The 22,668-nt window shown below is 59.6% G+C and carries 16 protein-coding genes; all 16 read right to left on the bottom strand.

All coding sequences use genetic code 11. The features are described from left to right. Positions 1 to 2,318 precede the first annotated feature (2,318 nt). On the bottom strand, positions 2,319 to 4,001 hold the full coding sequence (locus HV796_RS35160) for a class I SAM-dependent methyltransferase (protein ID WP_246356211.1): 1,683 nt from the start codon (positions 3,999 to 4,001) through the stop codon (positions 2,319 to 2,321). Further along, on the bottom strand, positions 3,988 to 4,377 hold the full coding sequence (locus HV796_RS46435; protein WP_484555920.1) for a CppA family protein: 390 nt from the start codon (positions 4,375 to 4,377) through the stop codon (positions 3,988 to 3,990). Before HV796_RS46435 ends, HV796_RS35160 begins: the two co-directional genes overlap by 14 nt. After that, the gene (locus HV796_RS35165; protein WP_175232490.1) at positions 4,317 to 5,111 is read right to left on the bottom strand and encodes a hypothetical protein; all 795 of its coding nucleotides are present in this window, start codon (positions 5,109 to 5,111) and stop codon (positions 4,317 to 4,319) included. The genes HV796_RS46435 and HV796_RS35165 overlap by 61 nt, the downstream gene beginning before the upstream one ends. A 579-nt stretch (positions 5,112 to 5,690) precedes the next feature. Further along, positions 5,691 to 7,316: a capsular polysaccharide export protein, LipB/KpsS family gene (locus tag HV796_RS35170; protein ID WP_217478088.1), complete on the bottom strand. Its 1,626-nt coding sequence runs from the start codon at positions 7,314 to 7,316 to the stop codon at positions 5,691 to 5,693. 460 nt (positions 7,317 to 7,776) lie between these two features. Next, positions 7,777 to 8,919: a KpsE/RkpR family capsule polysaccharide export protein gene (locus tag HV796_RS35175; RefSeq protein ID WP_175232492.1), complete on the bottom strand. Its 1,143-nt coding sequence runs from the start codon at positions 8,917 to 8,919 to the stop codon at positions 7,777 to 7,779. Positions 8,920 to 9,013: 94 nt separating this feature from the next. After that, positions 9,014 to 9,349 (bottom strand): hypothetical protein, encoded by a 336-nt coding sequence (locus HV796_RS35180; RefSeq protein WP_175232493.1) that lies wholly within the window; start codon positions 9,347 to 9,349, stop codon positions 9,014 to 9,016. Between the two features lie 165 nt (positions 9,350 to 9,514). Further along, a complete protein-coding gene (locus tag HV796_RS35185) occupies positions 9,515 to 10,597 on the bottom strand; it encodes a hypothetical protein (protein WP_175232494.1) in 1,083 nt (360 codons plus the stop codon). 23 nt (positions 10,598 to 10,620) lie between these two features. Next, on the bottom strand, positions 10,621 to 11,280 hold the full coding sequence (locus HV796_RS35190) for a glycosyltransferase family 2 protein (protein WP_175232495.1): 660 nt from the start codon (positions 11,278 to 11,280) through the stop codon (positions 10,621 to 10,623). A gap of 29 nt (positions 11,281 to 11,309) precedes the next feature. Continuing rightward, a complete protein-coding gene (locus HV796_RS35195; RefSeq protein WP_246356213.1) occupies positions 11,310 to 11,837 on the bottom strand; it encodes a DUF4019 domain-containing protein in 528 nt (175 codons plus the stop codon). A gap of 541 nt (positions 11,838 to 12,378) precedes the next feature. Further along, positions 12,379 to 13,515, bottom strand: coding sequence for a DUF2827 domain-containing protein (locus HV796_RS35200; protein WP_175232504.1), 1,137 nt, complete (start codon positions 13,513 to 13,515; stop codon positions 12,379 to 12,381). Next, complete coding sequence (locus HV796_RS35205) at positions 13,512 to 14,642, bottom strand: DUF2827 family protein (RefSeq protein ID WP_175232496.1); 1,131 nt, start codon at positions 14,640 to 14,642, stop codon at positions 13,512 to 13,514. Before HV796_RS35205 ends, HV796_RS35200 begins: the two co-directional genes overlap by 4 nt. A 45-nt stretch (positions 14,643 to 14,687) precedes the next feature. Continuing rightward, a complete protein-coding gene (locus tag HV796_RS35210; RefSeq protein WP_175232497.1) occupies positions 14,688 to 15,098 on the bottom strand; it encodes an H-NS histone family protein in 411 nt (136 codons plus the stop codon). A gap of 482 nt (positions 15,099 to 15,580) precedes the next feature. Beyond that, on the bottom strand, positions 15,581 to 16,807 hold the full coding sequence (locus HV796_RS35215; protein WP_175232498.1) for a tetratricopeptide repeat protein: 1,227 nt from the start codon (positions 16,805 to 16,807) through the stop codon (positions 15,581 to 15,583). Between the two features lie 101 nt (positions 16,808 to 16,908). After that, positions 16,909 to 18,765, bottom strand: coding sequence for a tetratricopeptide repeat protein (locus tag HV796_RS35220; RefSeq protein WP_175232499.1), 1,857 nt, complete (start codon positions 18,763 to 18,765; stop codon positions 16,909 to 16,911). Between the two features lie 71 nt (positions 18,766 to 18,836). Continuing rightward, the gene (locus HV796_RS35225) at positions 18,837 to 19,562 is read right to left on the bottom strand and encodes an OmpA family protein (protein WP_175232500.1); all 726 of its coding nucleotides are present in this window, start codon (positions 19,560 to 19,562) and stop codon (positions 18,837 to 18,839) included. Between the two features lie 83 nt (positions 19,563 to 19,645). After that, the coding region (locus HV796_RS35230; RefSeq protein WP_175232501.1) for a YadA-like family protein at positions 19,646 to 22,668 on the bottom strand (3,023 nt) is incomplete at its 5' end.

Here is a 22,668-nt window from a genome sequence, read left to right on the forward strand (position 1 = left end):
CCGTCGCTCGCAACAAGCTCAAAAGCGCTCAGCACCGACCTTCGATCATCGCCGCGTGCTGGATTCAGGCAACCTTGTGGTGACGTCATGATTTATGGAAAGGTCAATAAGTTGTTCCGATACGCACCCCGCCTGATCGCGATTGACATCGTATGCATGGCGTTGATAGATCGCACGGGTAGTCGATTCATGCCGCTTCTTGCGCCATCGTTAGAGTCGGCATTTCGCAATATCACCAATGGGCGCACCGTCGAATGGGCGTCTTCGACGCCCTGCTCGGCAATAATTTCTTCCGGACCTCGCTGACACAGTGAACACGCGAAATATCTGCGTCCGCACACCAGGATCGGCAATGAGCTTCGCTCCACAAAACGGCTACTGCTCTCGCGGATTTGCTGATCCGTATACCAGATCTCGCATGCCCACCGTTTGCATCCCTGTTTATTCGCATCGCCTGAGACCGTGAACCATTGAGCCACCTCCGCACCCTCAAATTCAATCTAAGCACCAGCAATATTAAAGAACCAGCACCCGCATCGGACACAACAGCCATTCCTGTTCAATCATCTTAATCGTATCGAAGCAGGTCATACAATTATATATTTTTACAAATTAATTAAAATATTTTTTATCGCTTAAAACGAGTTATGTTTTTCAAATTAAAACAGTCAATTTTATCGAATGACCGCTTTAGCACATCTTCTATTGCGCCCCTAAAAATCACTTGAGAAGCTAGTTGATTTTTACGCTCGTCGTCTTGGGCACCACCAGCTCGGACCACGGTCGGCTCCTACTTCTGGCAGGCTTCAAACAGTTGGCGTTTACCTTTGGGTTCTTAGCGACACATCCGCCGCCCTATCGGCGCGCGCCAAATGTTAGGGATGTTAACTCTGATTAAATTAGGTTATATTGCGCCTGCAAGTTAAATGGTTGCGGATGCAAGCCTCGCACCTACAAAATGATCTCACTCAAGTCGCGAGAATGCCACCGATCACGAGAAGTCAGCTACCAATTTTCCGAATTACGAAAATGCAAAATAGCGATCAAAGGTGAATTTCGTAGCACCCGGAATCATCCGCTATGCCATATTTACGCTTCCGACATATTTCCCCCACGGTCCGAAGGTGAGCCGACCCTTGACGATCACCCAAATAGCCAACTGGAATAGATTGAACGGTGTGACGGTAGTGCAGATTCGTAAGCAAGTTGGTGACCTCGCAATTGCCACTTTCTTTAGCGCAACGTCATAGCAGAGCTCCAGAATGGCGACTCTGCTGTCCGATAGACGCGGAACGGTCATTCGCTGATAGCGAAGTTCGAGTGTCGCGGTCATCGGACGGCCCGTCGCGTCTCGAAACTCGACACGATCGGGTCCGTCGACCTGAACCCAGCTGGATGGCTTTATAGATCGTGCGCTAACCATCTCCGCAAGCCGGTCGACGCAGGTAAGCAAGGGGAATGGGTAGGATCGTTTGTGATGCGAAGCCCCTCGTATGTTCGCTTTCCCGATCGCGGATGTGACCGCAACGCACAGGATCGTCGAATAATTTAATTGACTGCCCCCCATATTTGCCAACCAGCTTCCTTCTCCTCGATCGGTACGCGCGTGGGATTGATATGGCACTGAGTTCGAAAGTGCCCTTTTATGGACCGCCGTTGGTCGGCGGCAGTCCATCGGCAGTGGCAACGAGACTTGAATACATCAGGATGCCACGTTGCCTAAGCGGCCTTCGCGGTACTTTCGCGGACCACTCCATTCTTTTCCGTTTCGCGGGGTAGTCTTGCCGGCGTAGCCGATGAGTTCGGCACGGGCCTTGCTTGTACGAGAATGTGGTCGTTTCCTGCAGAATGAGCACCTGCCCGTCGGTGGCCTTCGCACGTTCAACGCTCGCCCGGAAATAGCCGCTCGGGGTATTGTGTTCGCTGACTTGGTCGTTCGACTGGACCCGGTATACAGCCCCTGGTCGAAGCCCAGTCTGATACACGAACGGAGTCGTCTGACCGTGCCGTCCCGCAGCTTTACCGTATGCCAGGCTTCGCAGCAAAGAGGTGGGCGATTGCAAGAACCACGCTGTGCCCGACTTTAGTGAATCGTTAAGATATCCAATGGACAATCTCGTGCTTGACGTCAACGGGGCCATACCAGTTTTCGTAGCTCAACCCTGTTGCGGTTCCAGTTCCGTCGCTCAGATCGTCCCCGCCTTGCCCGGCGCATCGAGTGCGTCTGCACATGTTGTTAGTGCGAGCTCGTGTTCTTTTCCTTTTCATCGGGCGCGCGATTTGGCGACACTCACATGTAGCGTTTGGTCATCGCTGCTTCACATGGCCATGTCGTCGTTAGGCAGACCACCAAAATCTGCACGCATCGTACGTGCTATCGATCGTTCAGCGGCGCTCGTCAGGACCTTTTCCAGACGCACACGCATGAAATACGCCTGTTTCTGTGTAGACTTGCCGAGCTTCCCGTCCAGGTATTCGAGGGTATGCATAGTAAAGCGTGAATCGAACCAGCCGAAGTACCAGAACCAGTCAGAATAGTAACTCCAGGAGTTCTCATTGAACGCTCGAACATGCGTGGGGTCCTGCCAAGCGCTACTAGCGTGCTCATAGGGTACATCGATCAACATCTGTCCTCCCTGCTTGAGCAATCGCAGGCAGTTTGTCATTAGCCGTGGTAGGTCACGAACGTGCTCAAGAACGTTGTTTGCGTAAATAAACTGAACCGATTCGGGTAAAAGCTCAACGGGACCGACTGTCATGCAACTTATGCGCACAGGCAATTCGAGTGGCCCGGACAGGTCGAGCAAGGCATCCGGCTCGGCTGATTCGGCAATGTCCACATTGAACCACCCGGGCATATAGTCTTTGCCAGATCCGATATGCAAACGCTCGGGTCGCCATACCGTTGTAGCTTCGCCCGTCCGGGCCATGAAATACTGTCTCGCATGCTTCAATGCAGCCGCGTACTGATCCAGTACATCGTATGCCGCAAAATTGATCAGCTTCCTGCGCGCCATCTCGCCGAACGTTGACGCGCGGAATTCGTTCTCGAAAAACGCTCTGACTCCACTGGACGGCACCCAGAAGACGCTGTCTTCGAATTGAGGCGGCGACGACGTTGTAGCTGTCCGCTCACTGATAAGAGGGACACCAAGCGACAGGCACTGGAATGCGCGCGCTTGTTCGAAACGGGCAGTATCATAGAAATGGCAGTTGAAAACCGCCTTCGCCCGGCGGATTTCCTGATCGCGCTCTGGCCCATAAATCCCAAACTGCAATATGCCGACGTTACAATTCGCCGCCTGAATTTCCTGCAAAATACTCTGTCGGCGTTCATTAACGCTTCCAAAGAAGAGCACATCGATCGACCTGTCGTCGAAGGAAATATCCCGGCCGCCCCCGAGATACGGCGCGTAGCCAAACGTGACGATTGGCACCTCCCCGTCCTTGCGATACACCTCGACGTTTGATTTGTCGTAGTCGACCACTAACGATGTCGATAGCAGTTGCAGATAGGCCGGGGCCACCTTGGCGCCCGCCTCGCCCAATTGCTCGAGATTGACGAACACACAATTGAAACGCCTGGCCAGCTCCGGTTCGAACTGCAAATGAGCACCAAAGACGAAGTTGATGGCGCCATGACGCAAACGGTTCTTGCCCATACTGACCTGGGCGCCCAGTCTGCGAAACTGGTACCGGAAGTAGCGTGCCTGATCAATGAAGCCTAGGGAGGGAACATAGCCGGTTGGCTGGACAATGCAGAGGTGAATCGAAGGTAGGGACATTGACGTGGCTGAATGGTGACCCGGCGTTTGAGAGCGTATTTTTTCGAGAACCGGCTGATTTTCAGTAGCGCAAGGGAATTTTGTAAAGTGCAAACGGACATGTATTTCTTGAAAATCCTGCCCAAGTCGCGAACTGGCTCCATGCCGCGCATTCTGTTCGCTTTCGCGAAATGTCGCTGCCGCCCCCTCACATATCGGGTCATCACCCGACACCATGCGGAAATTTTGCTGGCTTCGACGCGAGCAAAGTCCTGATTGCCGCCAGTGATTGCTCTGCAACCGGTGTTGGTGTTGGCGTTGGCGTGAGCGGCTCTGGCAATAATACTCTTGGAATCCTGACTCCTAGCTCCTTGCAAAGCGCCGAGAGATAAGGTTTGCCAGTCGGACCTCCTATTCGGTTCAAAGCGGCCTCCACCGCCGCGTCGCCGAGCTGCTTGCGCAGCCACACTAACGTCTGTCGGTCCCGATCATTCAAAACCCGCACCAGATGTTCCATAGTCGGTTCGCATCCGCGCTGTATCGATTCTGCTTTTAGTGAACGAAAGCATCGGGCGTTTCGGTAATACGACGTTGGGTCACGTGGCGGGCCCATTCCGTTGGGTCCACGGGCGGTGCGGACGCGTGCCGCACGCCAGGACTATGCTCGTCAGACGTCGCTCCCGTGAGCGTTCGATAGTCCTCAAGCGCAGAAGGACCATCCGACAGCCAGCCCGGCAGGGCCTGGTCATGCTGCGGCATATCCGCTGTCGCGTGAGCGGGCCGACCGGGCATGTCCGCCGTAGCCATGCGCACCGGGCTGTGCCTTGCCTGTTGCGCCGTGTGCGTCGGCATGCGCGTGTGCACACGCGCATGCGAATGAGCCGTCGCGCGCCCGGAAGGAGTCGCTGCGAGTTGCGCGGCGGCGCGCGTAACCGGCTTGATCGTGGTGTGCACGTCCAGTAGCCTGTCCATTTCACTTGATACGGACGTAGGCGCGCTCACCGGACGTTGCGGCGCCGGGACTCGCACCAGCGCCACGGCGCGCATCGGCACAACGGCCTTGTCGGGTAGATCCCCGTCATGCGACATGACCCATGCCAGGCACCCCAACGCCCCCAATGTGCAGGCCGCCATTCCCAGTCCCACCCGCCGCATACCCGTCCGTGCGGGAGCGATCGAGGCCGGCGCGAACAGCGGTGCACGTGTGTCTTCAAACGTGCGCTGCAGGTTCGGAAAATCCCGACCATTCATCCGGAGCCGCCAGTCATGCAAGCCCCTCACCCCGAACGGCAGCGCAACAGTCTGGATCGCCCCCGGGAAATCCGACATCATCGAGATAAGTCGCATGATGCGCACGCCCTGCACGCCTGTAATGCGCGCCGGGCGCCCTCCAGTCCTCGCCTCGAGGCCCCTCAGCAACACATACAGACGCAGCTGCGCGGGGGTTGGGGGAACTACCCATTGGTACCCGGCACTCGGGAGGTACCAGTCCCCAAGGCGCCTCACGCCGAAGGGCAGCACTACGGCGTAGGCTGCCTCCGGCGCCGTCGACAACAGCGCCACGACGCGCATGATGCGTACACCCCGAACGCCGGTGATGCGTGCCGGACTACTGTCTGCTCTAGCCTCGAGTGCTCGTAGCATCGCATACAGTCGGATCTGGGCCACACTCATGGGCAGCGCTATCTCACGCTCGGGCCCCCCGACCTTCCAGCCGCGTAGCCCCTTTACGCCGAAGGGCATCATCCCGGGGAAGCCGCCATCCGCGATCTCTGGCATGGGAGGCATTGAGCTGCGCACATCGGCGACTCGGGGCAGGAGATATGCTGCCTCATCCTCTTCGGGTGGAAGGTCCAGCGGTAATTGATTCGCGCTCATGAGAATTGCACTCCTGTGTACGACGTTGACCACAAACTTACACGGGTATTAACCGAGTCGTTGTTCATGAAGACTCCACAGGTAGATCAGGACCAAAGCGAAGCAGCCGCTCACAAAGTACCAGGCCAGGCGAGCACCGTTGCCCTGCCAAGGCATGAATCTGACGCGCCGACCCCTTGAGCGAGCCGGTTTGAAGGGGCGGCTCGCGCAATTGGCCATGCGCTGCACGATGGCTTCGGGTGTCGTGAAACAGCGAATCTGCCGGTCCCAGTAGAGCGGATAGCGTAGCAGCGCCCCAGCCACCAACATATCGATTGACAATCTTCGGTTGCGCCACGAGATCGGGCTGACATAGTCGTGCGTGAGACCCCATCCGGCATAGAACGGCACGCCATAGGTAAACACCGTCTTGTCGCGAAGCAGTGCATCGAAGCCCGCCAAGGAAGAGATCGTGTGAATCTCATCAGCCGCCTCGATGAGTGAGACAATGTCCGCGTGCGTGTCCACGACGTCCGCGAAATACAGTGCCTCACGCAGGGCGGCGCGCCTCATGCGAGGCATTTCCTGGTGAGGACGGTAGACGAGCCATGCATCGGGGCGAGCTTTGCGCACCTGGGCAAGTAACGCCTGCATGGTAAAGATTCCAACACTGCCAAAGTGCAGCGATGGGTCGTCGCTGGGCTGGCCCGGCACAAGCACGACCTTCGCGTCACGCGGCGCGCGCCATCGTGGCACGCGACGTCCGAAGTTGTCCTTCGTCAGGCCGGCAGCGACGATCTGTTCACGCAGTGCTTTGGACCTTGAGAGTTCAGCCTGCGTATAGAAACCGTAGTTGAGCATTGAGCTCAAGTCGGATGGCCGTCTCGCATCAAAGTAGATACCGCTGTAATCGATCACCTCGCTGCATGGCGCACATAACTCCGGACTGCGCGCGCATGAACTCAGAAAGCCCTCTTCGAGCCGCACATGGGGAAGGTAAGGCGGCAGGCCGGCGCCGCTGCGCGCACTCCATAGCGCGGCGCATTCACCCATCCTGGCATTCCACGGATCGGTAACCCAGCGTACAGGGCCGCCACCGGCGTTCAGGAACGGCTCAGTCGTACGTCGCTTGTCCTTGGGAAAACCGACAGCCGCCACTGCATGTAAACCTGAAAAGCGGCTTGCGACATCGCGCTGCAGTTCCAGACTCGCCAGCACCGCCTCCAGGTCCCCCAGTTCGTGGGTGAAAGGGTCTAGGTAGCGCGGCAAGCCCACGAACAGGGCGTGAAACAGAGCCTCCCGTGTGGGACGTGCGTGGCGTCCGCCCAAGGGGAAGTAATCGTCGGTAAGCCCCCATCCTGCATAGTAAGGCGACCCAAAGATGTGCACCGTAATGTTAGCCAGCACCGCGAAGAATCCTTCCGAGGCGGTTAGTGTATAGACGTGGTCAACAGTCTTGAGAACCGAGGCGAAGGCAACATGCGCCTCGATCAGGCGTATCCGGCTCGAGGCAACGCCGACGGCTTCCGAGAGCCACTCCCCGCGCCCAGGGTCGCTTGAGCGAACGAGCCACACTTCGCCCCGAGGATGCTGTGTAAGTACGGCCGTGAGCATGCGCGTGAAACGCACTCTTCTGGTACGAGCGGAATGACCAAAGGGATGCGCGGCAGACAGACGCTCGTCGATGATCACCACGTGTGCATCCGTATACCGGGGCGTTCCCGCGCCGGTCTCTGGGACCGCACGCGCATCATTTCCGGCACAGACTTTCAGCACACGGTGAATAAGTGTCGCGACCCTCTTGCTGTCAGGACGTGGGGTCTCATTGAGCGCGTCACTCAAGGCCGCCATAAACGCATCGCGCACAGTCGCCGCCCCGCGGACTTCAAACCATGAAAGCGCGGGCGTTCGCGGGTGCGCATCGGCATACAGCAGAGGGCCTGGCCATGCTATGACCGGACGAAACCCCAGAAAGAGTACAACGCGCATGACAAACCGTCCTATGCCAGAATCAATCCACAACAAACGCGAGCGACCAGTGAGCCATCTGAGCAGCCGTGCGCCACGCCTGATAGTGCGCAGATCGAAAGGGCGGCGCGTCCCAGGCTCTTCGACCGGGCCACGCGGGTAAGAGAAGGTATGCATTGTCATGAGTTCAGTGCGATATACGCGGCCGTTTGCGGAACGCAAGCAGCGAGAGCAGCCCCCAGATAGCCATTGATATCCCGAAGATCGCGAAAATCGAGCAGAAACGCCTAGGCTTTTGCGGTGCGTCCGGTAATCCCGGCTGTACGATACGAACCAAGTAAAGCCGCTCGATGGCGGCTCGTGTCTCGGCCTGCGCCTGGAGGGCAAGAGCGCTGCCCAGTTGCCGTTCGGCAAACGCCCTGTCGATCTCAAGCTCTTCGAACTCCCGGCCTTGCTCAGCCAGGCTTGCACCGTCCTTTCCGGTCATGCGCCGGGAGATTCCCTCAATTTGCGCACCCAACACGTCCATGCGCGTGTTGAGTCTCTCGACCTGTGCGCTATGCGGCGACTCGGACTGCACCTCCGCAAGCCTACCCTGTGTGCCGAGCCAAGCCTCCTGCAACCGGCCAATCTGGTGCATCAGGAGCAGCGACTGGCGCTGCGGGTCGAATACACCATGGTTCATCCGATATTCACTTAGGGCGCGTGTCGAGGCCTCAAGCCGATGCCGCGCCCGTTGTACCAAGGCGCTCGCGTAACGGATTTCATCCTGTCTGGCTTGCTGATTAAGCCTGTTGAGCAGTACTTCGCTCATGGCGAGAAGCCTTTCATTAATCTGCTGGGCCATGCGTGCATTAAACGCCGAAGTCCGCAGCGTTGTAATGCCCGTTGTACTGTCCCGCGTCACATCAACCACATGGTCGCGGTAGTAGCGCAGCAGATGCCCGTCGCTCGAATCGGTGCCCCCCCATGCAGGAAAGCGGCTCACAGTATCCCCATAGGGAGCACCAAACTGCTTGCGCAAATGAAGGCTTGCCTCGAGTCCCGTGAGAGCGTCCATGGAGCGCATGTAGTCGCAGACAATTGAAGCATCGTCTTGTTCTTGCCGAGCACTCAAACCAGGCATTGGGTCGGTCACCGGCGCCGCTACCTGTCGCTGGCTGCGCACGACGAAATGACTCTCTGAAATATACTTGCCGGCGGCAACGAAACCATAGTAGGGGACTGTCACCATGTTAGGTATAGCCACGGAAGTGACGAAGAACAGCCGCGCGGGCTTGCGCGATAGCCAGTCCAGCAGCTTGCCTGGCGAGCGCTTGAGCCTCGACATGACCGTTTCCCGCCCTGAAACGCGTAATGGAGGCTGTGCCGGGTGACGCACCCGACCCACGGGATTGTGGAAAGTAGGGTCGCGCATATGGGCACTAGAACTGGCAGTCCGGGTCGCCCGGCCGATCCGTGCACATGGCCACCCAACAATTCAGAAGGCCCACATTCTTCGAGTAATCAATGTCCACTCGACGCCGGACTCTGCTGGAGAGCCTGTCGCTGTTCATGAAATCACGATGCATTTGCGCCATGTCGCGCGCCGCCTGCTCAAACCCACCTTGCCGGCGCGCCTCTTCCACGAGCGCGACCAGTTTGCGCGACGTAATATACTGTCCGTCGCTGCTGACCTGATCAACGACGCCGAGCAGCCCGCAGGCAACCGACGCATGCGTGACTCCCAGAAACATCCAGGCTAGCTTTTGTGTTTTCATTTTCTTATCTCCTTTGCTAACTGCGTCAGCCGTACAGCCCACGGTAACGTGAACTTTGCACCGATGACCTGACGCGTGTGGTCGTCCTCGTACTCTGAAACAAACTATCAATGTGAACGCGAAGCCGTGCTGTTCACCGTGACAGCGGTGGTATTCATTGCCCCCTCAGGCGACGCCGGCGCCCGGCAACCGTTCGTTCGACATGAAAAACGTCCTGACCTGCAAGTAGAATTCCTCCTTGCCCATCCGAATGCGCTGCCGATAGAAGCGCTGTCTGGACCAGTACGATTCATGCTGAGCCAAGACCGCCTTGATCCTGGAGAGCAGCACACCGTTATCGATATCGGCATGACTGAAGAGAAAATATGGATCCAGCGGATGATCGGCGAAGTTCACTGCTGGCCCATGCTCATGAAGGAACACGATCGCGCCGCAGGCGGCCGCAAGGCGCGCCAGTCGATCCTTGCCTAGCGTTTGCTCGAAATCGACATACACCGCGCATTGACGCAACACGCTCACAGCTTGCGTACGCGTGAGCTCGTCAAGAAGCGCGAACCGAAGGCCGCGAGCGGCACCGAGAAACCTGCGTGCCAATACCGCGCCCTTGCGCGGGAACATGGCGACGTGCGCGCGTGACGCGGTCTTTCTCGCACCGTGGGCGTGTTCTTGCTCATACGAGGCTTGCGCGTTGATATAGCTGAACAAGGGAAGCATCTGCCGCGCACCCTGCTCTACAAGAAAGCGCCGGACATGTTCGGATTGGTAGAAGTGCGTAAGCGTCGGATCGCCCATGAGCTGCACCATGTAACGACGCTCCATAAGTTGCGGATTGGCACGTATTGCGCTATCCAGCGACAGCCACCAGATGCCACGCGGCAGCGATGTGAGTTTGAGCGCCAAAGCCGTATCGGTTTCCGGAACCAAGATAAACGTGCGCGTGCCGAGCACGATCTCATCTAGCACCACAGGTGCATAACCGGCGTACGCTTGCCAGACCGGCACCTCTGGCACATGATGACAAGTCAGGGACCGCCCGCGGAACTCCAGTCGCGAGCGCCCGTAGTAGGCCAGTTTTGCCCGACCACCCAATGCGTTGATCGCGTAGGCCAACTGATGCAGGGCTTCAGCGCCCCCTGTCACCAACTGTGGACATAGCAGCACGACCTCGTCATGCACGGGCCATGACGCGTACTCTGATACGTCCGGGTCGGTCGCATGCGGGCGGGCTTCAAAATCCAATCGTCTCATGGCGGTCTCTGGTTCCAATGTTGTCAACCCTGCGCGAACGGTGGCAATTTTCCTGCAAGCCCCACCCAATGTCCCGAAGTGGCGGCACCAACGTGGGAGACGTACACAGTGGTCTTGATGCTTGACCAGTGACAACTAAAAAATGGCGCTACCACCCTAGCCACGATCTCATCGAAATCGACATACTCCGAATGCAGTGGCAGTTGTTCGGCCAGCATCACGGCGAATGATCGGTTAAAAGCGATAGACGAACTCATTCCTTTCGGAGCGTGGAACTCGAATCGCACTCCGTCGTAATACTCATACGAACGCCGCCCAGAGTCGCTCGGTACGATAAGGACTCCGCAGTGATTTGATATCCTGAAGTCTCGCCCGGCAAGCAATTCGCCGAGCGACACTTCGATGTGATTGCGCAGGTACAGGTCGTCATGGTCGACGCGAAAGAAATGCGTGCAACCCTCGCCGATAAGGAACAGTAAGGGCCTGAGATAAAACTCATAGTTCGGCTCCCGGTGCGGCGTATGCAGCCAGATAATCGGGAACTCGATATCCTCCACGCACCAGCGATAGTTTCCCGGCAGGCCGTTCTCGTACACGCAGATGACATCGGGCCGACGCGTCTGCGCAAGCATCTGCAAGACGCAATGGCGAAGCATGTCTGGGCGATTGTAGGTGGGAATCATCACTCCCACCTTGCACTGGCGGTACGGATTCATTCTGCCGGCGTGTTTCCGAACGAAGGGTATGCCCCGTTTGCACCGGCGGGCGGCGCGCCATTCGCCGCAGGGCCGCGCGGCGCCAACTGCGGTACATACCCCGTCAGATACCATCGGCCGTTCTCGAGATGGAAAGACAGATGCTCGGGGACAACGCGCCCGCTAGCCAGACTCGTCACGTAATCCACGTTCGCGTAGAGACCATCCGGTACGCCTTGTGTATTGCGGATCACCACACGATTCACGCCGGTCCAGCCCCGCTGTGCCACCGGCCCCATCGTCTGCCGCGCCTGCCGAACTCTGCTGACGAAGTCTGACTGTGTCTCCTGCGCACGCACGAATGGCGCCATCCCTTTCCACACTTCGGCGTAGTTGCCAGCATCGATCTCCTTAATGACCGTATCAGCGTCACTAATAAGTTCCTCCGCCGAGGTACCTGGCTGCTGCACCTTTTGTGCGAGCGCCACACTCGCGTTCGTGGCCAGTAAACAGGCCATCGTCCATGCTGCGAATTTTTGCTTCAAGGAGCCTCCCAGTAAAAATGATTACCAATGGTCCACTTTGGCGGACTTCTCGCCCAACCACATCAAAAAATCAAGGACGCTGCGCTCGCAGTGTCCGAGCATGTAACCGCGCCCGAGCACGGCGTGGCGCGCGCCGATGCCACCCTCGAGCGGGCAGGATTCCAGTGGGTACGCCAGTACGGTGCATAGCGGCCCGAGCAACATGAGCAACCCGGACGCATTGGGGCTGACCCATCTTCCCAAGCTCAGCGAAGGCCTGATTGCGGCGGGCCCCGCAATGCGACATCGGACGCGCAAGTCCGACGCGCTCGCCATCGACCTGCGCGCCGGCCAGCGTCATGTGCATTCGCCTATGCTTTGCTACGCCATAGCGCCATCGGCGGTATCGGGCGCGCCCCCTCCGGGGGCGCATCGAAGTACCTGCGACGTTGCCGCTCTTTAATTCGAAGGCGTAACCTTCACTCTCCACATAGGGCTTCGACCCTGCTGGCAGTTCAGTCCTTCCCCGTCCTGGGCTCATCCGGAATCTCCTTGTGTCCCTCTATGAGTACAACGCCGCGACGGCATCGTTATACGCACGGATATTCGCCTCCCGTTCGGGATCCAGGGTGCGCAGGAAGTCGCGCGCCCGTTGCCGGTAGGCGTCGAGCTGCTGATCGTGAATGTCGAACGCTTGCAACAACATTTGCCCGCCTTCTGTCATATCGAAGTCGTGATAGCGGTACCCGCACGCACCGACCATGGCAGAGTTGTGAATAAGGGGGTACCCACCGTACAACGCCTCGTAGTACAGATAGTTCTGGGCGTTTTCCCATTGATGACAAACGATCGCATCAACATGAGCTGCCGCTACCTGATAGAACGGATAGCGTCCCTCAAACGAGGCGAGCCCGTGTCGCACGATGTCCAATGCCCGCGTGAACTCCGGCCACCCCACACGCGTCGTGAGATGGGCCGTGTTAAACACGCGCACCGCCTCGAGGCGGTCGCGGTGCATGCGGTGCGCCGTTTCGCAGCACATCATCGGCACAAAGCTGGTCTTGACCATGCACATGTTCGGCTCGAAGATTCCGACACGCCACCGCCGGCGGCCGCACCGGTAGCCAAAGCCCGGGCCGGCGAGGGTTACGGCGGCACGATCAAGCAAGATTGGGCTCCAGAGGTGCGGCACGATCGTCACTGGCGCCCGGAAGGTGCTTCTGAAGTACTGTGCGCAGTTGTATGCATACTCGGGCAGCGTCCACACGGCGTCATAGGGCGATCCCGTGATGAGCAAACCTGGATCGAGATTGAACATCATGCGCTCGATGTCTATGACGTAATCATTGCCCACACGCATCGACACGACCCGACCACCCTTTTCGCGAAATCTCACGATCCATTCGCGATCCAGTTGCGCGCTCATCTCGACCATCAGGTCCAGTTGCTGCGCGGCGCTCGCCATGTCGATCACCGGCACTGGCGAGTCGACGAGAAAGCGTCGTGCGTCGTCGAGATTGCCGTCACCGCCGCCGGCTACCAAGAAAACAAGCTCGACGCCTGGCATGCGCTCAAAGAGCATTGCGAGAAACAGGCAGTTCTGGAAGATGCCGTTTTCCCACAACGACTGTGGTCCCTTGCGCACGTATATCGAAATGCCTACACGCCGAGGGCCGCGAGCTAGCTGCGTGTATGTCATACCCCCACGCCCCCACTCACACGCCCCCGCACCAGCCGCCAAAGACGGCGGGCATAAGCTTCGCGGTTTACACGCGCCGCGGGCGAAACTTTCGCGTACACATCCCTTGTACGGCCGCGGTAGCTCTCAAGCCCCTTGTGGTGCTCGCCTACCGCCCGAACAAGGGCCTGCCCGCCCGCTGCAATATCGAAATCCGGATAGTAGTAACCCGCATCGCGCAACCATCGCGCGTTATGTATGAGGGGATAGTCTCCGTGCAGCACGTCAAGGTGGTTATAGTTCTGTTCATTCGCCCACTGGTGCGATACGACCGCATCGCCATGCTGTGCCATGAAGCCTACGACATCGTGGCGACCGTGAAACGTCGCGCGTTGTTGCCTCACAATGTCCAGCGAATTGGCCAGATGCAGCAGCGTTTGGTGCTCGGTCATATGCAGCGTGTTCAGCACATGCATAGCCGGCACGGTGCGTGAGTCTGTGCGATAGGCCTCCTCGCAGATGAGCATGGGAATACTCGATGCCTTTACCACAGACACGTTGGGCTCAAATATCGCCACACGCAGGCCAGCTCCATGCGGTGCCTGAAAGCCGAATTTGAAACCAAGCGGGGCAATCTCCTGCGCACGAGTAGTCACAAATCGGGCATCCCACAGAAACGGGACCTCGAAAGCGTCGCAGCGAAACAGCATCCTGAGCAAAGGCGCATGCTGGGTGTCCTTGGACAGATACCATACCTCGTCACATCGCTCATAGCGCGCCGCATAGGGTGCGCGATTGAATATGATCGGCTCGATCAGATTCACATACGGCTGCCCGCAGCAGTTGAAAATCACCCTCTTGCCCCGCGCTCGCATGAGGTCGAGCCACGCCACGTCAAGACCTCCCGACATCTCGATAATGACGTCCACAAGATCGCCGGCCTCACACGGTTTCACGAGCGGTAGCGCTCGAGCACGCGCATCCACTTGTGGCGGCAGTTGTTCCTGATCCCCGCAGTTAATAAGGATCACCGATTGCACGAACTCAACATCCGTCAGCAGGTCAGCCAGGAACAGCACGTTCTGGCCCAAGCCGTTCTCCCAGATGTTTTGTCCAGCGTGCGTGAGCACGGAAATACCAATACGCATCTCTCTAACCCCGGTTGTAATTTGTCTCAGCACGGTGCTGGATCATCATTTTGTCCTCCGGATTGTTCCAACCCCGAATCCATGAGAAATCTTCATGCCCGATCCATAGAGGGCACGGGTAAGTTCATCGTGAGGTGCCGGCGGCGCAGGTTCCGACTCGCCTGTTCGTATGCGGAACTCCTCCGGGTTTCGCCCTGCCATCCAGCGCGGGCGCTTTCCTCGTCCTGACCACGTTGCGCCCGTCTTTGGATCCAGATAACGCGGCGGGACCCGACCACGACGCCGGTCGCCCTCCTGTCGCCCATGCCACTCCTCAATCTCACTCACATTTATTTCGTATTCCTGCATTAATCGCCCTATCTGCGCGATCACATCAGGGCGCTTTGCGGCACGCATCGCCATAATCTCTGCATCCAGTTGCTCGCGTTTGGCGAGCAGCTCCTCGTAGGGGTCCATGTGAACCTTCCCTCCCCAAATAGGGGCGTATATCCTGTTTTCCATCAAAAGCGCATGCCTGCGGTGCAACTGCCGCCGGCCGCACCGTTGGTGGCACTCGCGCCACATCCAAAAATGCTGCAGCCAGCAAGCGCAAGCAGTGCGCCGAGCGCAGCGCACATCGCCACCCGTCGCCCGTAACCAATAATGTGTGTGCGTGCCAGGTGAGCTCGTCTCATCGGCTCAACATCCGGCTTGACGCGGGCACAGTGCACGGCTCCTCCTGATGATGCTGTGTTTTGCCCGCATGGGCCGATCGGCCCTGTGTGATTGAAATCTCCTGAATCATGACCGCCACGCGAATGCGATGTAGACGACAACACCAATCAGCGTCGCGACAAGGAGCGGTACGACGATGGATACCAAGCCTGCACCACCGTCGTACCGAGCGCTCCTTACATGTTTCACGTCGGGCAGACCGGCCCGGGGGGATCGATCATCTTTCATCCTGAGACCTCCTGGCTCGCTTTCCCGCGTGCACGCATCGGGCGCATCAGTGCGATGAGATCGCCCGCGATCTGTCCAAGCACGGGATCCCACTGCCTGAACGATGTCTGCCGATATAGCCGCGCCGAGTGATACCACGGGCTATCCCGGCGACCATCCATCCACATCCAATGCGGGTTGACGTCGAGCAGCAGCCACGCCGGCACTCCGAGCGCCCCCGCCACGTGCGCCACCGACGTGCAAACTGTGATCACCAGGTCCAGCTGCTGTACGCACGCGGCTGTGTCGTCAAATGTCACAAGGCGGGCTTTGTGATCGCTTAGCCGCAGACCACCCTCGCGCAATACCGCGAGCTCGTCGTCCCGGGCGTCGACCTGCAGATTGAAAAAATGCACGCCAGGCACGATGCCAAGCGCCCGGGCGAGCGCATAGGGCGGCACCGAGCGGTACGGATTGCGATGGTGAAAACGCGAGCCACTCCAGACCAGGCCCACCTTCAGGCCCGCGCCCGCGCAGCGCTCACGCCAGGCCCTGACCTGCGCCGCATCGGGTATCAGGTAAGGCGCACCATAGTTAGGAAGATCTTTGACTGTCACGCCCAGCGTGAGCGGCAGGCTACCCAGCGGCAACTGGTAGTCATACGCCAGCGTTTCCTGAGCATGCATGGGCACGACCTGCTTCACCCGGGAGGCAACGCGGCGTTCCAGCAGCGCGAGCAGCGGCTCCGGAGTCGAGAACACGATATCGCCCCCCTGCTGACGTACCCAACGGGCAAAGGCCGGCAAAAAACGTATAAACCGCAACACGTCGCCGTAGCCCTGATCGCTCCACACCAACAGCGTTTTTCCCGACAGCGGCTGGCCGTTCCAGCGCGGCGTCTTCCGGTTCAAGGGCGCCGCACGCAACTCGGGCTCACCCTGCCAGCGCGCTTCGTGACCAGGCCAGCCGCGCTCATAGTCACCCAGCATCAGTTGCAGCGTGCCCAGCGACCAACGCATCGAATCATCATGCACATCGAGTTCGCAGGCGCGCCGGATAGCGGACAGTGCGGCGTCCCACTCCCGAAGCTCCCTGAGGACGTTCGAATAGTTCTGCCACGCGACAGCGGAGTTCGGCATGTGCGAAAGTGCACTCTCGGCCGCCGCTCGCGCTGCGGCAGGGTAGTCATTTCTGAGCCACCAGAGCGCCAGCTTCGTCCATGCCAGACCATTAAGGGAGTTCACTTCGGCACCTCGTCAGGGTGTGTTTACACGGTTTATGAATACGTAAAGGATTCCTCACGTATTTTCTCGTCCAGCCTTTTCGTACTTTCCAAGGTCACGTTTTATCCTGTTGCCGTCACTCGTAGGTCCCGGCCGCGCTGGACCTGCACGACATGCGCGCGCAGATCGCGGGCAACTCGCGCGAGCACGGGAGCCCATTGCCCGAACTCCGACTGGCGGTACAGCTGCAGCGACGGATACCATGGACTATCTTGGCGTTCGGTCATCCACACCCAATGTGGATTGACATCAAGCAACAGCCAGCCGGGCACCCCAAGCCCGCCAGTCAGATGCGCCACCGACGTGCACACCGTGATCACCAGGTCAAGGCTACTCACATATGCGGCTGTTTCATCGAACGACTGCAGCTCGTGCGTGTCGTCCAGCATGTCCAACCCAGCCTGCCTGAAAACCTCAAGCTCCTCGGCCGGTGCCTGCATCTGCAGGCTACAGAAGGTCACCCCCTCGATGCCCGCAAGCACCTGCGCGAGCGCGCGCGGAACAACGGAACGGTAGGGATTGCGCTGATGAGTACGGCTGCCACTCCATACAAGTCCGACCTTAAGCGTTTTCCCTCGCGAGCTTGCGTCGCGCGACTCCCAACGCCCCTGCCACTGCGATACGCGCTGCGTATCCGGCCTCAGGTATGGTCGCGCGTAACGCGGCAGGTCCTCGAGCAGCACACCGAGGATAAGCGGCAGACTCCCAAGGGGAATCTGGAAATCATGCGCCGGTATAGCACTTAGTACGGACGGAACAATTGTCCCTACCTCGTCGCCCAGATCTCTCGAAACCAGCGACAGGAGTGGTGGGAACGCGCAGTACACGACCTCGCCACCAGCGTCACGGATGCGTTGCGCGAAAGCCGGCAAAAATCGTACAAACTGCAGCACATCGCCATAGCCCTGCTCGCTCCAGACGAGTACCCTGCGCCCACCAACGGGCTGGCCATTCCATCGCGGCATACGCCAAGGAAGGGACACGTCCCGCAGTTCTCTCGAACCCTGCCAGCGAGCCTCATGGCTGATCCAGCCCTCGCGGTAATTGCCTTGCACGAGCTGTAACATGCCGAGCGCCCAAAGGTACAAGGGCTCGGAAGGTGCAAGCTGGTATGCCCGGGCGGCCGCCTGGCACGCGGCGTCCCATTCCTGCAGCTCCTTGAGCGCGTTTGAGTATCCTTGCCACGCACAGGCCAGCTGCGGACCGAGTACTATTGCTCGCTCGGCGGCCACACGCGCAGCCGTGGGGTCCCCCTCCTTCAACAACAGCAACGACAGGTTGCTCCAGGCAAGGTCATTGCTCGGGTCATCGATCAGCGCCTGCTCAAGCTCAACTCGCGCTGCGGCGTAGTCATGCAGCTCCAGGTAAATCGCACCGAGGTTGCTGCGTAGCGGCCGCCTGTGCGGATTGATCCTCTGGCAACGGCGATAGGCTTTACGTGCCGCGTCAAAGTTTCGCCCAAGATGATGTACATAGCCCAGCCAGAACCATGCTTCAGCATCGCGCCTGTCGCGCGCCGCATGTACGCGGGCAACGCGCAGTGCTTCATCGCGCAGCCCGATTGCAAGCATCACATCGATCCATTCCGGAACCCAGGTGGCAACGCCCTTCACCTGCTTCCACGCCCGCGCAAAGTATCCGTGCGCCTGCTGCGCGTCCTTGAAGTCGCGTGCCAGCCGAGCACGCGCGAGGAGCAGCTCAACGTTTTCAGGATGGCGCTCGAGAGCCTGCCCAAGCGCGCCGGACGCATCCGCATGACGTCCGCGCATACGCATCACTTTGCTAAACAGAACCACTACTTCGGGCTGCGTCGAGTGCACGGCATCATGTGCGTCGAGCAGCCAAGAGGCGCTCACGAGGTCGCCCTGCGCAAGCGCGCTGTGCGCGGCGCCCTGCCAGGCTTCGTCCGGTGCATTCATGGTCGTATCGGTATGCTGTCAAAGGGCAGATGGCAGACGGTGGCCACGACGGCCACCGCACCGGCCGATTCTTAAGGCTGCAGTTCTATGTCCACACGACGGTTTTCCAAACGCCCGTGGGTTGTTAAGTTGGATTCGACAGGGTCGGCGGGACCGTGGCCCCTTATATCGAATTGCTGCGCTGTCACGCCGTGCGTCTGCAAGTAGTCCCACACTGCGCGCGCCCGGTTGACTGCCAGCGGGGCATTGATCGCTTCGGTGCCTGTCGAGTCGGTGTAGCCGTCCACAGTCGCCTGTTTCATCGTGCCGCTCGGCTGAGCTTTCATGGCTCTACTGATGATGTTATCCAGCTCGATACGCGCATAGCGCGTGAGCGTGGCCTTTCCGAGGTCGAAATGCACGGTACCGGAGATTTTCGGCGCCAGCGCCGGCGGCGGCGGCGGCGGGGGCGGCTGCACCGGCGGCGGCGGCGGCAGTACCGGCGGTTTGGCGGCCGGCGGCACGCCGCACTGGAAGTTCATGACGCGCCAATCGCCTTGGCCTTTGGCCGATTTCTCTAGCGGAGAGATTCGCTCAAGGGGGCGAACCGGCATCTGGCCGCAAACTTCCTGCGCTCGCTTCATGCACTCCGCCTGCCCTTCGAACACCCCATGGCAAGTCACCTGGAACGCCTGTTGGCCGTCGTAGGCACGCAGCGCATACCTGTTGTACGTCAGGCCCGAGCCTGCCGTGCACGCGCCTAGCACCAAGACTGCCGCGACGGCAAGCCCCAAGGCACGGATGGATGTAAAAAACATATAAGGTTCCTCCAGCAAGTCGCCGGTCCGCCCCGCAGTGGCGGGACCGGCCTGTTTTTGGCCGCACTCGGTGCGGCCCCGCTTTACCACTGGTACGACAGGCCACCACCGTAGGTCCGACTCGCGGCACTGACACCCACGCCGGCTTTCATCTTGAGGTTCTCGGTCAGACGCACGTTGATACCGATAGCCCCAGCGCTGTAGCCCTCATAGGAGCCTCCACCGATACCCACCGCGATGGTCTTGTCCTTGTCAACCTCCGGAATCATCGTGAGAGCAGTAGCCGCTGCGATACCCGAGTAGGCTTTGCGCGCAAGATCATTGATGCCCGACTGCACATTCATGAGCTGGCTCATGTTGACCGCATCGGTGCCGCTCAGGCCTGGTGCCACGTTCGTGATGCGACGCTCGTTCCCCGGCGAGCCCACAGAGACCGTGTTGGCCTCGTTCGCCACCGAGTTCATGCCCAGCGCGACAGATCCCTTACCGCCCGCTGTCGCGTTCGCGCCTATCGCCGTGGCACCCGACCCACTTGCCGTCGTGTTCGCCCCCAAGGCCGAGCTGTTATCGCCAGTGGCCATCGCGTGGTAACCGTCGGCTTTGCTAAAGTTGCCCGAGGCAACCGAACCGGAACCAACGGCGGTGCTGCCAGTGCCCGAAGACGTTGAGCCGTCACCGAGCGCCACGGAGTTGTTGCCAGCAGAGCGCGCATTCGGGCCGATCGCGATCGACTGATTGCCAGTCGCGCCTTCATTGTTGTAGTTGCCCGCGTGCGTGCCACCGTCATTGATGCTCACGTAGTGCCCGTTACCTCCATTTCCGTTGGTTCCGTTGCCACCGTTACTGCCAATCGACGTTGACAGCGAGGCCACTTCGCTGGCCACCCAATAGAGCTGGCTTCCGTTGATCGCGTCGGTGCTGTTTGCCGTCACCTGGCCCGCCGCCACGTTGACGATCTGGCGCTCGCCACCGTTGCCATAGCCCACGCTTACGACGCCGATCGGGGCGCTGCCCGCGAACGGGCCAAAGGTAAGGCCTCCGACTGTTGCACTGTCCACCGGCGTAGCCGGTGTCGTGGCCTGCGAACCTGCACCTAGCGCTACCGAGTTCGCCAGGTTGGCTGCCGCATGCGCGCCCAGCGCCACAGAACTGTCCGCGGTCACCGCCGCGAACGCTCCCAGCGCCGTGCTGTCATTCGCTATCGCGGCTGTGTTCGCGCCTAGCGCTACCGTTTCGTTAGCACGCGCTGCCGCGCCCGGACCAATAGCAATCGCGTTCACGCCCGAGGCACCGTCGTTGTTATAGTTTGCCTGCTGGTTTTGACCGTCATTGATACTCAGATAATGGACATTGCCGGTCGTCCCACCACCACCGTGATCCAGTGCATTGACCGCTGAGTACAGCTGGCTGCCGTTGATCGCGTCCGTGCTGCTCGAGGTAATCGCGCCCGGCGCCACGTTGGTGATCTGCCGCTCCGCCCCAATTGTCCCTACGCTCACGGCGCCGGTGGCGGTGCCCGCAAAGTTGCCGAAAGTAATCGTATTGGGACTCACGCCAACCGTGGCACTGGTGACTTGTGTGAAATTGTTCGCCACCGAGCCCTCGCCAACCGCCACAGAGTTCGCCACAGTGACCAATGCGTTCTGGCCAATCGCCACTGAGTTCGCCACATTAGTCAACGCGTTCTGGCCGATCGCGATTGCACCATCGAGCGTCGCTCGCGCCTGCGAGCCAAGCGCGACCGAGCCATTTCCGCCCGACACGGCACCAGGGCCAACCGCGATCGAGTTGATGCCGGTCGCACCGTCGTCGTTAAAGTTCGACTGCTGCTTGCCACCGTCGTTGATACTCACGTAGTGGGTTTTCGACTCCGCCACTTCATTAGCCACCGCGTACAGTTGGCTGCCGTTGATCGCATCCGTGCTGGTCACGTCGATCGCACCCGGCGCCACGTTTGTGATCTGCCGCTCAGCACCCGGAGCACCCACACTCACTACGCCTGTCGCGCTTCCCGCGAAGCCGCCATAAGTGATGGTTCCGACCGTCGCAGTCGTCACCTGCGTCGGTGGAGCCGTGACCGAACCGGCGCCCAGTGCCACAGAGTTGTCGACGCTAGCCACTGCGTCCGCACCCAGTGCCAGTGACAGCGCCCCGCTAGCCGTTGCGTTGTTGCCCATGGCCGCAGCCAGACCGCCAGTGCCCTGGGCGGCATCGCCCAGGGCGGTGGCTCCAATACCCGAAGCGGTCGCACCGTGCCCCAATGCAGTCGCCGTATCAGCGCTGGCCACGGTATCCGGGCCAATCGCGATCGCATACTTGCCCGTTGCGCCGTTGTTGTTGTAGTTACCCGCCTGCGAGCCGCCGTCCGTGATGCTCACGTAATGGGTTTTCGAGTCCGCCGCTTCGTTGGCCACCGCATACAGCTGGCTGCCGTTGATCGCATCCGTGCTGCTCGAGGTGATCGAGCCCGGTGCCACGTTGATGATCTGACGCTCAGCACCCGGCGCACCGACACTTACCACGCCCGTGGCACTGCCAGCGAAGCCGCTATAGGTCGTGCCACCGATCGTCGCACTGGTTACCTGAACGGCTTGTGTAGTAGCCTGCGAGTTCGCTCCAAGCGCCACCGAATTGTTCACGGTCGCTGTCGCGCCCGGTCCGATGGCAATCGAGTTCGCGGCCGTTGCGCCATTGTTGTTGTAGTTCCCCTGTTGCGTGCCGCCATCGTTGATACTCACGTAGTGCGTCTTCGACCGCTCAACCTCACTGGCCACCGAGTACAGCTCGCTGCCGTTGATCGCATCCGTACTCGAGGACGTGACCTGTCCAGGCGCCACGTTCGTGATCTGCCGCTCAGCACCCGGCGCACCGACGCTCACGACGCCTGTAGCGCTGCCTGCGAAGCCACCATACGTGGTCGTCCCGATCGTGGCACTGGTCACCTGCGTGGCGGGAGTAATAGCCTGCGAGTTCGCCCCCAGCGCCACCGAATTTGTCACGGTCGCTGTCGCGCCCGGTCCGATGGCAATCGAGTTCGCGGCCGTTGCGCCATTGTTGTTGTAGTTCCCCTGTTGCGTGCCGCCATCGTTGATACTCACGTAGTGCG

This window comes from Paraburkholderia humisilvae (genome assembly GCF_902859855.1).
In the GTDB taxonomy this organism is placed as follows: Bacteria; Pseudomonadota; Gammaproteobacteria; order Burkholderiales; family Burkholderiaceae; genus Paraburkholderia; species Paraburkholderia humisilvae.